Annotated in this window: 12 protein-coding genes and 1 pseudogene; 7 read left to right on the top strand and 6 right to left on the bottom strand. The window is 72.2% G+C overall.

Features of this window, described 5'->3' with window-relative positions:
• Positions 1-43 precede the first annotated feature (43 nt).
• Positions 44-994, bottom strand: a complete 951-nt coding sequence (locus tag ASF38_RS02695) for a succinylglutamate desuccinylase/aspartoacylase family protein (protein WP_156364867.1) — start codon at positions 992-994, stop codon at positions 44-46.
• Positions 994-1,503 (bottom strand): RimK/LysX family protein, encoded by a 510-nt coding sequence (locus ASF38_RS02690; protein ID WP_235497355.1) that lies wholly within the window; start codon positions 1,501-1,503, stop codon positions 994-996. Before ASF38_RS02690 ends, ASF38_RS02695 begins: the two co-directional genes overlap by 1 nt.
• A gap of 28 nt (positions 1,504-1,531) precedes the next feature.
• On the opposite strand from ASF38_RS02690, the pseudogene ASF38_RS02685 reads away from it, so the two are divergent.
• The 7 genes and pseudogenes from ASF38_RS02685 to ASF38_RS02660 all read left to right on the top strand — a co-directional run.
• Positions 1,532-2,392: pseudogene (locus tag ASF38_RS02685) on the top strand (RimK family alpha-L-glutamate ligase); the annotation flags it as partial.
• Between the two features lie 27 nt (positions 2,393-2,419).
• Positions 2,420-2,740, top strand: a complete 321-nt coding sequence (locus tag ASF38_RS19570; RefSeq protein ID WP_369815041.1) for a cation:proton antiporter regulatory subunit — start codon at positions 2,420-2,422, stop codon at positions 2,738-2,740.
• A gap of 63 nt (positions 2,741-2,803) precedes the next feature.
• Positions 2,804-3,898 (top strand): NADH:flavin oxidoreductase/NADH oxidase, encoded by a 1,095-nt coding sequence (locus tag ASF38_RS02680; protein ID WP_056556142.1) that lies wholly within the window; start codon positions 2,804-2,806, stop codon positions 3,896-3,898.
• A 27-nt stretch (positions 3,899-3,925) separates the two neighbouring features.
• Positions 3,926-4,222 carry a DUF1905 domain-containing protein gene (locus tag ASF38_RS02675; RefSeq protein ID WP_056573474.1) on the top strand — a complete coding sequence of 99 codons (297 nt, stop codon included), beginning with the start codon at positions 3,926-3,928 and terminating at the stop codon, positions 4,220-4,222.
• Between the two features lie 28 nt (positions 4,223-4,250).
• The gene (locus ASF38_RS02670; RefSeq protein ID WP_055963716.1) at positions 4,251-4,613 is read left to right on the top strand and encodes a hypothetical protein; all 363 of its coding nucleotides are present in this window, start codon (positions 4,251-4,253) and stop codon (positions 4,611-4,613) included.
• 57 nt (positions 4,614-4,670) lie between these two features.
• Entirely contained in the window at positions 4,671-6,962 is a 2,292-nt protein-coding gene (gene purL, locus ASF38_RS02665; RefSeq protein ID WP_056573471.1) for a phosphoribosylformylglycinamidine synthase subunit PurL, read from the top strand.
• A 5-nt stretch (positions 6,963-6,967) separates the two neighbouring features.
• Positions 6,968-7,336: a sterol carrier family protein gene (locus tag ASF38_RS02660; RefSeq protein WP_055966188.1), complete on the top strand. Its 369-nt coding sequence runs from the start codon at positions 6,968-6,970 to the stop codon at positions 7,334-7,336.
• 61 nt (positions 7,337-7,397) lie between these two features.
• Here ASF38_RS02660 and ASF38_RS02655 read toward each other — a convergent pair whose 3' ends face one another.
• The 4 genes from ASF38_RS02655 to ASF38_RS02640 form a co-directional block, all read right to left on the bottom strand.
• Positions 7,398-8,735: a glycoside hydrolase domain-containing protein gene (locus tag ASF38_RS02655; protein ID WP_056573469.1), complete on the bottom strand. Its 1,338-nt coding sequence runs from the start codon at positions 8,733-8,735 to the stop codon at positions 7,398-7,400.
• 241 nt (positions 8,736-8,976) lie between these two features.
• Positions 8,977-10,554: an AMP-binding protein gene (locus ASF38_RS02650; RefSeq protein WP_056573466.1), complete on the bottom strand. Its 1,578-nt coding sequence runs from the start codon at positions 10,552-10,554 to the stop codon at positions 8,977-8,979.
• Between the two features lie 108 nt (positions 10,555-10,662).
• Positions 10,663-11,115: an SRPBCC family protein gene (locus ASF38_RS02645; protein ID WP_056573462.1), complete on the bottom strand. Its 453-nt coding sequence runs from the start codon at positions 11,113-11,115 to the stop codon at positions 10,663-10,665.
• Between the two features lie 55 nt (positions 11,116-11,170).
• Positions 11,171-11,854, bottom strand: a complete 684-nt coding sequence (locus ASF38_RS02640; RefSeq protein WP_056573458.1) for a ZIP family metal transporter — start codon at positions 11,852-11,854, stop codon at positions 11,171-11,173.
• Positions 11,855-12,214: the final 360 nt, after the last annotated feature.

Here is a 12,214-nt window from a genome sequence, read left to right as displayed (position 1 = left end):
GAGTGGGGGATTCCCATCACCTGATGGGAATCGCTGATCCGGCTCAGACCTCGGCGACGTGCACGACGGCGTCGCCGCTGTTGACCACGGGGGCCTCGGTGCGGCCGATGACGACGCCGGACCGCTCGGCGTGGACGAGGCGCACCCGCTTGCCGAAGGAGTCGAACAGGCCACCGATGCGCTGGCCCTCGGTCACGTGCTCGCCGAGGGCGACCTCCAGGTGCAGCATGCCGGTGCCGCGGGCCCGCACCCAGCTGCTCCTGTACGACGCCTGGCTGGGGGCGGGCGGATCCTCGTCCACCGGCTCGGTCATGCCGAGCGCGGCGAGCACCCGACGGACGCCGCGCACGCCGGCGTCGATCGCCCAGGCGTCCATGCGCCACGCCTCGCCCGCCTCGTAGAGGAGCACGGTCGCACCGGCCTCGCGCGCGGCCGCCCGCAGCGACCCGTCACGGATCTTGGCGTGCAGCATCACCGGTGCGGCGAACGCCTCGGCCAGCTCACGGGTGCGGTCGTCCTCCAGGTCGGCGCGGATCTGCGGCAGGTTGGTCCGCCGGTCCGACCCCGTGTGCAGGTCGATGCCGACGTCGCACTTGGCCACCACCTCGGTCATCATCAGGTGCGCGATGCGGGAGGCGAGCGACCCGCGGGCCGAGCCCGGGAACGAGCGGTTCAGGTCGCGGCGGTCGGGCAGGTAGCGGTCACCGGTCATGAAGCCGAGCACGTTGACGATGGGGATCGCGATGAGCGTGCCCCGCATCGACTTGGGGTCGATGTCGGCGAGCACCTGGCGGATCACCTCGACGCCGACCGCCTCGTCGCCGTGGATCGCGGCGTCGACCCACACCGTGGGACCGTCCTCGCGGCCGTGCACCACCCGCACCGGCAGGTCGACGTCGGCGCCGGTCACGAGCCGGGTGATGGGCAGCGACACCGCCTTGGCCTGCCCCGGGCGCACCCGGATCGGCCCGATCTCGAACGACGGACGCGCCATCATCGACCCCGGTTCCGGCGACGGACCCGCACGGGCGGTCGGCCACCGAGGTAGGACTCGCTGGAGTCGACGAGGTACCCCTGCGCCAGGGCCTCCCGGCCGACCAGCATGCGGAAGCCCATCTCGTCGCGCCGCGACAGCGTCACCTCGGACGGCACCACCCGGCCGGCGAGCGTGAGGTCGAGGACCACCACGTAGCGCTCCTCCACGTGACCCGACGACGAGCGGACCTCGCGCAGGTCGAGCACGTCGAGCTCCACCTGCACGGGATCTTCGTCGGTGCCCTGCCAGGGGTGGATGCTGAACCGCACCCGGCCGTGGTCGTCGGGCTCGATGTCGAAGGCGTGCAGCGACGACGTCCGGGCGCCGGTGTCGATCTTGGCCTTGATCCACGGGACGCCGAGGTCGGGGAGACGGACCCACTCCCGCCAGCCGACCAGGGTCTGGTCGAGCAGACCGCCGTCCGGCCCTGCGGCTGGGGCGGGGGTGTAGGAAGGTGGGTGCGTCAATCGTCCGTCCTTCCAGCTCGGGGAGTCCATGAAACTCGCGATCCTGTCACGTGCGCCTCGCTCGTACAGTACGCAGCGCCTGCGCACCGCGGCGCTCGACCGGGGCCACACGGTCAAGGTCCTCAACACGCTGCGCTTCGCGATCGATCTCTCCGGGCCCGAGCCCGACCTGCAGTACCGCGGCAAGCCGCTGTCGCACTACGACGCGGCGCTGCCCCGGATCGGCAACTCCATCACGTACTACGGCACGGCCGTGGTGCGCCAGCTCGAGCAGATGGACGTCTTCACGCCCAACACGTCGTGGGGGATCCAGAACTCGCGCGACAAGCTGCGCGCCAGCCAGATCCTGTCGCGCCACGACATCGGCATGCCGGCCACGACCTTCGTGCGCGACCGGGCCGACGTGATCGCGGCCATCGAGCGGGTCGGTGGGGCGCCGGTCGTCATCAAGCTGCTGGAGGGCACCCAGGGCATCGGCGTGATCCTGGCGCCCGAGATCAAGGTCGCCGAGGCGATCATCGAGACGCTCCAGAGCACGCGGCAGAACGTGCTCATCCAGCGCTTCGTCGCCGAGAGCAAGGGCCGCGACATCCGCGCCCTCGTGGTCGGCGACCGGGTCGTCGCGGCGATGCGCCGCGTGGCCAAGGGCGACGAGTTCCGCTCCAACGTGCACCGGGGTGGCTCGGTGGAGGCGGTCTCGCTCGACCCGGAGTACGAGCGGGTCGCCGTGCGCGCCGCCCAGATCATGGGCCTGCGGGTGGCGGGCGTCGACATGCTCGAGGGCGACGACGGCCCCCTGGTCATGGAGGTCAACTCCTCGCCGGGCCTCGAGGGCATCGAGTCGGCCACGAACCTCGACGTCGCGGGCGCGATCATCGACCACATCGACAACCAGGTCGCGTTCCCCGAGATCGACGTGCGCCAGCGGCTCACCGTCTCCACGGGGTACGGCGTGGCCGAGCTGCTCGTGCAGGCGGCCTCCGACATGGTGGGCAAGCCGCTCGGCGAGAGCGGCCTGCGCGACCGCGACATCTCGGTGCTCACCCTGCAGCGGGGCACCCAGGTGATCCCGAACCCGCGGCGTTCGCACGTCCTGGAGGCGGGCGACCGGCTGCTGTGCTTCGGCAAGCTCGAGGAGATGCGCTCGATGATCCCCAGCCGACGCCGGCGCACCCGCAAGGTCAAGCGTCTGCCCAAGGACCCGATCCACGAGCCCTGGCCGACCGTCGAGCCCTGAGCTCTGAGCCGTGGGGTGCGGGGCGGGGAACATCGGCCGCCCGCGCCGCGTTGGCCACCTGACGTGAGCGCTCTCCTCGAACCCGTCACCCTGCGCGGCGTCACCGCCCGCAACCGCATCTGGCTCGCACCGATGTGCCAGTACTCGTGCTTCGCCCGCGACGGCGTGCCGACCGACTGGCACCTCGTGCACCTGGGCGCCCGCGCGACCGGCGGCTTCGGCCTGCTGGTCACCGAGGCGACCGCCGTGGTGCCCGAGGGTCGGATCAGCCCGGAGGACACGGGGCTGTGGAACGACGAGCAGCAGGAGGCCTGGGCGCGCATCGTCGACGTGGTGCACGCGGAGGGCACGCCGATCGGGGTGCAGCTCGCGCACGCCGGCCGCAAGGCCTCCACGTTCGCCCCCTTCGCGCACCCGCGCGCCGCGACCACGGGCGAGGGCAGCGTCGGGCTCGACGAGGGCGGCTGGGAGACGGTCGCCCCGTCCGCGCTCGCCTTCCCCGGATACGCCACCCCGCGGGCCCTCGACCTCGAGGAGGTGCGGGCGATCCCGGGTCACTTCGCCGACGCGGCCCGTCGGGCCGATGCCGCCGGCTTCGACCTGGTGGAGGTCCACGCCGCCCACGGGTACCTGCTGCACCAGTTCCTGTCGCCGCTGTCGAACCAGCGCGACGACGAGTACGGCGGCTCGTTCGAGGGCCGCACCCGCCTGGTGGTCGAGGTCGTCGACGCCGTGCGCGCCGTGTGGCCCGACGAGAAGGCGCTGGCCGTCCGGTTCTCGGCCACCGACTGGCTCGACGACGGCTGGACGGTCGACGAGACGGCTCGGCTGTCGCGGCTGCTGGCCGACCACGGCGTCGACGTCGTGGACGTCTCGAGCGGCGGTCTGCTCCCGGCCGAGATCCCCGTGGGTCCCGGCTACCAGGTGCCGCTGGCCCGCGAGGTGCGCGAGGGCTCCGGGCTGCCCACGGGCGCCGTCGGTCTCATCACCGACCCGCAGCAGGCCGACGACGTGCTCACCCGTGGCGACGCCGACCTCGTCCTGCTGGCCCGCGCGGCGCTGCGCGAGCCCGCCTGGCCGCAGCGCGCCGCCCACGAGCTCGGCGACGCGCCCGACGGCCTCTACCCGCTGCAGTACGAGCGCGGCACCTGGCGCTGACGGCGCGTCGGCCCTGAGGATGGGTCCGTGGACGACGCGACCTGGACGTTCGAGCGGCCGCTGTGGCGCGACGGCGCCTGGCACTTCGTCACCGTCCCCGAGGACGTCTCCGACGAGGTCGAGGAGCGCTTCGGCGCCACGGCCGCCGGCTTCGGGTCGGTGCGCGTGGAAGTGACGATCGGAACCTCCACGTGGCGCACCTCGGTCTTCCCGTCGACGCAGCACCGGGCGTACGTGCTCCCGGTGAAGAAGGCGGTGCGGACGGCCGAGGACGTCCACGACGGCGACGACGCCGTCCTCACCCTGCGCGTCGTCACGGACTAGCGTGCTGCTGCGCGGCTAGGTTCCTCCCATGGACGACGAGGACGGCGTGGCGCGGAACCTGGTCTGGGGTGGGTCGCTGGGTGGACTGTGCGCCTCGCTGCTGGCGGTGGTGCTCGCCGGCGGCGTGGTGGTCTGGCTCGCCCCCTCGTTCGAGGATCCCGCTGCGGTCGGCGACGTGCTCATGGGCGACGGGTTCCGGACGTTCGCGCTGTGGTCCCTGCTGCTGTACGGGGCGGCACTGGTCGCCTGCGCAGCGGGCTCGTGGTGGCTGCGTCCGCGGGGTCCCGGCGGAGGGCGCGGGGGTCCTGCGGTCCTCGGTGGTCTGCTGGGCTTCGGGGGCGTCACCTTCGTCCCCTTCGCGACGGCGCTCTACCTGGCGGGCGTCCGATGAGCCGGTCGCACGGACATGCCCGACGACCGGGGCCGCCCCGCCGATAGGATTCAGTCCGTGACCGACGCATCGCCCGACAGCACGCGCCAGCTCGACACCGTCGCCCACGCGCAGGAGACGCCGGAGCGTGAGCTGCCGTGGGCCGAGCTGGGGCTCAAGCCCGACGAGTACGACCGCATCGTCGAGATCCTGGGGCGGCGTCCCACGGGCGCCGAGCTGGCCATGTACTCGGTGATGTGGAGCGAGCACTGCTCGTACAAGTCCTCCAAGGTGCACCTGAAGAAGTTCGGCGAGCTGCCGCAGGAGACCCCGCTGGGCAAGACGCTCGCCGGCATCGGCGAGAACGCCGGCGTCATCGACATCGGCCAGGGCTACGCCGTCACGTTCAAGGTCGAGTCGCACAACCACCCCAGCTACGTCGAGCCGTACCAGGGTGCGGCCACGGGCGTCGGCGGCATCGTCCGCGACATCCTCGCCATGGGAGCGCGCCCCGTCGCGGTCATGGACCCGCTGCGCTTCGGCCCGCTCGACGCCCCCGACACCGCCCGTGTGCTGCCCGGCATCGTCGCCGGCGTCGGCGGCTACGGCAACTGTCTCGGCCTGCCCAACATCGGTGGCGAGGTGGTCTTCGACGAGACCTACCTCGGCAACCCGCTCGTCAACGCGCTCTGCGTGGGCGTGCTGCGCCACGAGGACCTCCACCTCGCGTTCGCCTCGGGCGTCGGCAACAAGGTCGTCCTCTACGGCGCCCGCACCGGCGGCGACGGCATCGGCGGCGTGTCGGTCCTCGCGTCCGAGACGTTCGACGCCGATGGCCCGGCCAAGCGGCCCAGCGTGCAGGTCGGCGACCCGTTCATGGAGAAGCTGCTCATCGAGTGCACCCTCGAGCTGTTCGCGGCCAAGGTCGTCAACGGCATCCAGGACCTCGGCGGCGCCGGTCTGTCGTGCGCCACGAGCGAGCTGGCCAGCGCCGGCGACGGCGGCATGCACGTCGAGCTCGACACCGTGCCCCTGCGCGACCCGTCGCTCTCGCCGGAGGAGATCCTCATGAGCGAGAGCCAGGAGCGCATGATGGCCGTCGTCGAGCCGGAGCACCTCGACGCGTTCATGGCGATCTGCGAGAAGTGGGACGTCGAGGCCGTCGTCGTCGGTGAGGTCACCGACGGCGAGCACCTGGTCATCGACTGGCACGGCGAGACGATCGTCGACGTCCCCCCGCGCTCCGTCGCGCACGACGGACCCACCTACGAGCGCCCCTACGCGCGCCCCGACTGGCAGGACGCCCTGCAGGCCGACACCGCCGAGGCGCTGCCACGTCCGGCCACCGGCGAACAGATCGGCGAGCAGCTGGTGCGGGTCGTCACGAGCCCCAACCTCGCCGACCCGTCGTGGGTCACCGACCAGTACGACCGCTACGTGCAGGGCAACACGGTCCTGGCCCAGCCCGAGGACGCCGGCATGGTCCGCGTCGACGAGCGGAGCAACCTCGGCGTGGCCGTCTCGACCGACTGCAACGGCCGCTTCGCCAAGCTCGACCCGTACGCGGGGGCCCAGCTGGCGCTCGCCGAGTCGTTCCGCAACGTCGCGGTCACCGGCGCCCTGCCCCTGGCCGTCACGGACTGCCTGAACTTCGGCTCCCCGGAGGACCCGGCGGTCATGTGGCAGTTCGAGCAGGCCACGCACGGACTCAAGGACGGGTGTGCCGAGCTCGGGATCCCCGTCACCGGCGGCAACGTGAGCTTCTACAACCAGACCGGCGAGACGGCCATCCTGCCGACCCCCGTCGTGGGCGTGCTGGGTGTCATCGAGGACGTGCGCCAGCGCGTCCGCCAGGGCTTCACCCGCGATGACGACCACCTGCTGGTGCTCGGCGAGACGCGGGAGGAGCTGTCCGGCTCGTCGTGGGCCGACGTCGTGCACGGTCACCTCGGCGGGCTGCCCCCCACGGTCGACCTCGCCGCCGAGCAGGCGCTCGCCGCGGTCGTGTGCGAGGCCGGTCGGCGCGGGCTGCTCACGTCGGCGCACGACCTGTCCGACGGCGGTCTCGCCATGGCGCTGGCCGAGGGTGCGTTCGCGCACGGTGTCGGCGTGCGGGTCGTGCTCGACGACGACCCCTTCGTGCAGCTGTTCAGCGAGTCCGCCGCGCGCGCCCTGCTGGCCGTTCCCGAGCACCACCACGACGAGGTCGCGGAGATCGCGGCCGAGCACGGGGTCGAGCTGACGTCGATCGGTCGCACGGGCGGCTCGGCCTACGAGGTGGCCGGTCAGTTCACGATCGACCTCGAGGACCTGCGCGACGCGTGGAGCGCCACGCTGCCCGCGGTGCTCGGCCCCGTCCTCGGCGGCTGAGCCGCGTGGCGCGCCCGTCCACCCTGCTCACGCCGGAGGTCGTCGACGGCCTGCTGGCCCGGCTCGACGACGGTGACGACGCTCGCGAGGTGGTCAAGCCCCTGGTCAAGCACTACCTGGGTGCACTGGCCCAGCGGGCGCCCGGTCGCAGCGTGGAGGTGCGGGTCCCGCCCTTCGCGGCCGTCCAGTGCATCGAGGGCTCCACGCACACCCGCGGCACGCCGCCGGCCGTCGTGGAGATGGACGCGGCCACCTGGATCGCCCTGGCCCGCGGGTCACTGGCGTGGAGCGAGGCGTCGGCCGACCGGACGCGGGTGCGGGCCTCGGGGCAGCGCTCGGACCTCTCGCCCCACCTGCCGCTCGACGACGCGTAGCCGCCCCGTCGGGGGGGCAGGGTCGGACGGGCCGGCGCGGACCGGGACCGAGCCGCAGCCGTCAGAAGTTGCCGCGGCGCAGGAGCGACCACTGCGACGAGGTCACCGTCTGCAGTGCGGCCTGCTTGTTGTCGCGGCGCAGCTGCTGGGCGGCCCTGACCGTGGCGGTGTCGAGCACGCCCTTCACCGACGGCGCGTAGCCGGCGGCGCGCAGCGAGCGCTGCAGCCGCCAGACCGCCGAGCCCGTCGAGCCGTACTTCAGGACCTTCGGCGTCGAGCCCTCCGCGAGGAGTGCGGTCCACACCGGACGACTGACGACGCCGTTGCGGCTCCAGCCCTTGCTCGCGCGGTACGCGTTGATGCCCGAGACGGTGCCGGACCCGACCTCGCCCGTCACGGACTTCTTGAGGCCGCGCTCCTGGAGCAGGCACTGCAGGGCCTCGACGGCCTTGCCCTTCGAGCCCGCACGCAGCGTCGGGTAGGACGCGAGTGTGAGGTCGACACCGCAGGACCGCGGTTCCGTGGTGGCCACGGACCCCGTGCCCACGCGCATCAGGTTGCGGTCGATCGTGAGGCGGTGCCCGCCGTACGTCTCGTTCACGTTGTTGTGGAACTGGTGGATGCGGGCGTTCTTCCAGCCGGTGTCGGACAGGTACGGACCGCCGTCCACGTTCGCCACCTTGTTCGTCCACGCGAACCACACCTGGTCGAACTGCGTGAAGCCCGAGAACTTCTTGGCGCCGGAGCGGACGTCGTCGACGAGCTTGATGGCGGCCGAGCCGCTGGAGTAGATCCCGGAGCGGAACTTCGACGCCTTCAGGGTCTCGGTCCAGGCGTCGGAGAACGCGAGGACGGCGTTGTCGCACGTCGTGGTGCGGGCGTACCACTCGATGTCGAGGTAGGCCACCGAGCCTGCGCCGAAGCCGTACTTCTTGAGGGCGGCGATGGCCTCGCGCGCGTCGGCGGCACCCTGCTTGCGGGCCGTCGTCTGCGACGTCGACATCCTCTTCTTCTGCACGCGGCTCTGCGGGTTGTTCTTGAAGCAGGGCGACTGGTAGCCCACGTGGATCGGCATGAAGCCCCACCCGGCGTCGGCGTTGTGCTGGACCCACGACTTCGAGAGGTTCGGCTGGTAGCGGTCCCCGCAGTAGCGGGAGTTGCCGGACACGTAGATGCCGACGGCCGAGTAGGGCGAGTCGCGCATCCACGCGTCCATGACCGTGGTGCTCGGCGCGACGCACGCGTCGAAGGCGTAGGCGGTCCGGTCACCGGGCGCCGCCGGAGTGGCCGCCGAGGCGGGCCCGGGCAGGGCGAGCGTGACGAGGACGGACGCGAGGAGCGCGCAGGCGAGGGTGAAGGCCTGCCGCCCTGCGCCGAGGTGAGACGGGGGGGAAGTCACCGTAGGCATGGTCCGAAGGCTACGGAACGTGTGGCGTCCTGTCAGGTGCACGAGGGATTCTCGCCGCGGCGTCCGAGCGGCAGGTTCGTGGCGTAAAACATTCGTAACCAGAGTTCATCCGACCGCGAGGGAGACGAAAGCCGCTCAGGCATGTATCCTGGAGGCACAACGGTCCCGGCCCACACCCCTGGAGGGTCGGGACCGTTTTAATGCCCTCTCCCGTGTGGTGGCCGGGATCGAGTCAGACCTGGCGGCCGTCGCTCGGCCAGTAGCCCTTGCGCAGGTCCCGCTTGAGGATCTTGCCCGAGGGGTTGCGGGGCAGGGCCTCGACGACGTCGACCGTGCGGGGGGCCTTGTAGTGGGCCAGCCGTTCACGGGCGAAGTCGATGAGCTCCTGCGGGTCCACGGTGTGCTCGGGCCGGAACGCCACGACGGCCTTGACCGTCTCGCCCCACCGGTCGTCCGGGACGCCGATGACCGCGGTCTCCAGCACGGCCGGGTGCTCGGCGAGTACGCGCTCGACCTCGGGGGAGTACACGTTCTCCCCGCCCGTGATGATCATGTCCTTCACGCGGTCCTCGATGAACACGAACCCGCCGTCGTCGACCCGACCGATGTCACCCGAGCGCAGCCAGGGGCCGCCTCCGTCGTCGGCCGCGACGAGCAGCTCGGCGGTGGCCTCGGGGCGGCCGAGGTAGCCCACGGTGTTCTGCTCGGTCCGCCACCACAGCTCACCCGATCCGCCCGGCTCGACGTCCTGGAGGGTGGTGACGTCGACGACGCGCAGCTCGACCCCGGGGATGGGTCGACCGGCCGAGACGAGGCGCTCCGGGTGCTCGGCGTCGCGGTGTGCCGCGTCGTCGAGGATGGTGACGACGCCGCCCATCTCCGTCATCCCGTAGACCTGCATGAACGCGGTGTCGGGCCAGTGCTCGATGGCACCGCGCAGCACCGGCAGGGGCATGGGGGCCGCGCCGTAGGAGAACGCCTTCAGCCGGCTGAACAACGCCATGGCCTGGGGCCCGGCGTGCAGCAGGGCCGCCACGACGGCGGGGACGAGGAACGCGTGGGTGGCCCCGGCCATCATCGCGCCGGCCAGCAGCTGAGGATCGACCTCGCGGATGATGTAGCCGTGGGTGCCGGTCGCGGGACCGAACAGGGCGTACGACGAACCGCCCACGTGGAACATCGGCATCGCGACCAGCATGGTGTCGTCGGGTCCGTACTCGATGTCGCCCATGGCGCTGAGCGTGTGCACGACCATGTTGTGCTGGGTGAGCATGACGCCCTTGGGCCGGCCCGTGGTGCCCGAGCTGTACATGACCAGGCACACGTCGTCGGGGTCGACGCCGGGCTGGCGCTCGACGGGGGTCGCCGCTGCGAGCCACGCCTCGAGCTCGTCGTCGTCGCCCCCGACCACGACGATGCGCTCGACGCCGACCAGGCGGTCGCGGATCAGGTCGATCGACGGGGCCAGCTCGTGGCCGACGAAGAGGATGCGGGCCCCGGCGTCGTTGATGACGTAGTCGAGCTCGTCGCCGGCCAGCCGCCAGTTGACGATCGCGTTGGCCGAGCCGAGCAGGCAGCACGCCTGGGTCGCCGTGAGGATGGCCGGGTTGTTCTTGTCGAGGAAGGCGATCCGGTCGCCGCGCACGATGCCCTCCGCCTGCAGCGCCCCGGCGAAGCGTCGGACGTCGTCCCAGGCCTCGCCCCAGGTCCACGTGCGCTCGAGGTAGGTCCAGCAACGGCCGTCCGGGTCGTGCTCGGCGCGGTACGCGTGGAAGTCGGTCAGGTACGTGGCGTCGGGCAGGTCGGGCACGGCGTCTCCTCTGTGGCGTGGGTCACGCCAGCCTAGGGGCTCCTGACCCCACGGTGAAGCAGCTTCCCGGTACCGGATTCGGCCCGTCGTGAGTACTGGGACAACCGTTCAGGAGCCTTCGACGACCGTGGCGATCCGCTCGAGCGTGCGCTCGATGTTGCGCTTCGTGGAGCGAGGCATATTGCCGCGCCGCAGGGCGACGCGCTGGCGGTCGCGGCTGATGTCCCACGTCTCGCGGACGATCGTGCTGCTGCCCTGGTCGACGAGCTCGTAGCGCCAGACCCGGCCGCCGATGAGGCCGAACAGGCCGGTGGTGCGCCACGCGATGCGTCGGTTCGGCTCGTACTCGACGACCTCGTTCTTCGTCGAGTACGGCAGACCCATCTTCATCGACATGCCGAACACCGAGCCCATGTGCAGCGGCTCGCTCTCGTTGCTCGTGCCCTGGACCGTTCCGGAGCCGTCGATCTCACGGTGCCGTGCGGCGTCGGACAGCAGGGCGAAGATGCGCTCGGCGGGGGCGGCGACGAGGCGCTCGGCCGTGACCTGGTCGGTGGACATGGGCTCATCGTGGCGGAGGTGGGGCGTGCCCGCACGCCAAGCAGGGGTGCGCGGGTCAGCCGAGCACGAACGCGAGCCAGAAGCCGAGTGCGGTGGCGATCCCGACCCACCATCCGCCCTCGCGGTAGGCCTCGGGGAGGAGCGTGTCGGAGAGCACGGCCAGCGTCGCGCCGCCGGCCACGGCCTGGGCCACCGCGACGGCGGCCGGGGAGACCGCGCCGCCTGCGGCGTGCGCACCGACGGTGACGAGGGTCAGCAGCACGCCGACGGCCGCCCACAGCGCCAGTCCGCGGCGAGGGCCGAGTCGCTCGTCGTCGCGGAGGGCCGCAGCACTCGCGATGGCCTCAGGCGTGTTGCCGACGGCGATCGCGACCAGCAGGGCCAGACCGCCCTCGCCCAGGGAGACCCCGAGCGCGGTGTTCTCCGGCACGCCGTCGAGGAAGGCCCCGAGCAGCAGGCCCATGCCGACGGCCGAGGTGCCCGCCCGACGGTCCAGGAGGTGGCTGAGGACCACGTAGAGCCCGGCGCCGCCGAGGAGGGCGATCCCGGCCCGGACGGCGTCGAGGGCCTGGAAGGCCGGCCCGAACAGCTCCTGGGAGGCTGCGGCGATCATGGTGCCGGCCCCGAACGCCATGAGGGCGGCGAGGGCTGCCCGGGGGATCCGCCACCGCAGGCCCGCTGCGGCTCCGACGACCAGCGGGACGGCCGTGGCGGCGCCGTACAGAGCAGCGGTGAGCACCCGTCCACGCTAGGACCGGTGGCGCGGTCGTGCCCGTCGGTGGCCCGGTCCTGACGTTCTGCGGGTGCGCTGGTGTGGGAGCTCGGAACCCGCTGCCGCGCTGGCTCGGCTCGCGCCGGGGGTGGCCTCCGAAGGGCCCCGACCGAGCGGCGGGAGGCGTCCTCGGGTCGGGTCCTCGGGCTGCGGCTCGCCCGGGGGTAGGGCTCGTACCTCATCTCGACGCTTCGAGGTTCGCCATCTACCTCTGACGGCCTGGTTCGGTGCGCCACCTACCTCCCACTGCCGACCACGTCACGCCCAGGACGGTTCCGGGGCCTCGCGCAGGCCCCTACACTGGAGCGGTGGCACGCGGAGACGGTC

The sequence above is a fragment of the Aeromicrobium sp. Leaf272 genome (assembly GCF_001422865.1).
Lineage (GTDB): Bacteria > Actinomycetota > Actinomycetes > Propionibacteriales > Nocardioidaceae > Aeromicrobium.
The sequence above is the reverse complement of the archived record's forward strand: the minus strand, read 5'-3'. Positions and strand labels throughout refer to the sequence as shown.

What these genes read in the sequence shown, in the direction of transcription:
- ASF38_RS02695 (WP_156364867.1), bottom strand. Translation starts at nt 994, where the DNA reads ATGGCGCGTCCGTCGTTCGAGATCGGGCCGATCCGGGTGCGCCCGGGG.
- ASF38_RS02670 (WP_055963716.1), top strand. Translation starts at nt 4,251, where the DNA reads ATGGACGACGAGGACGGCGTGGCGCGGAACCTGGTCTGGGGTGGGTCG.
- ASF38_RS02645 (WP_056573462.1), bottom strand. Translation starts at nt 11,115, where the DNA reads ATGTCCACCGACCAGGTCACGGCCGAGCGCCTCGTCGCCGCCCCCGCC.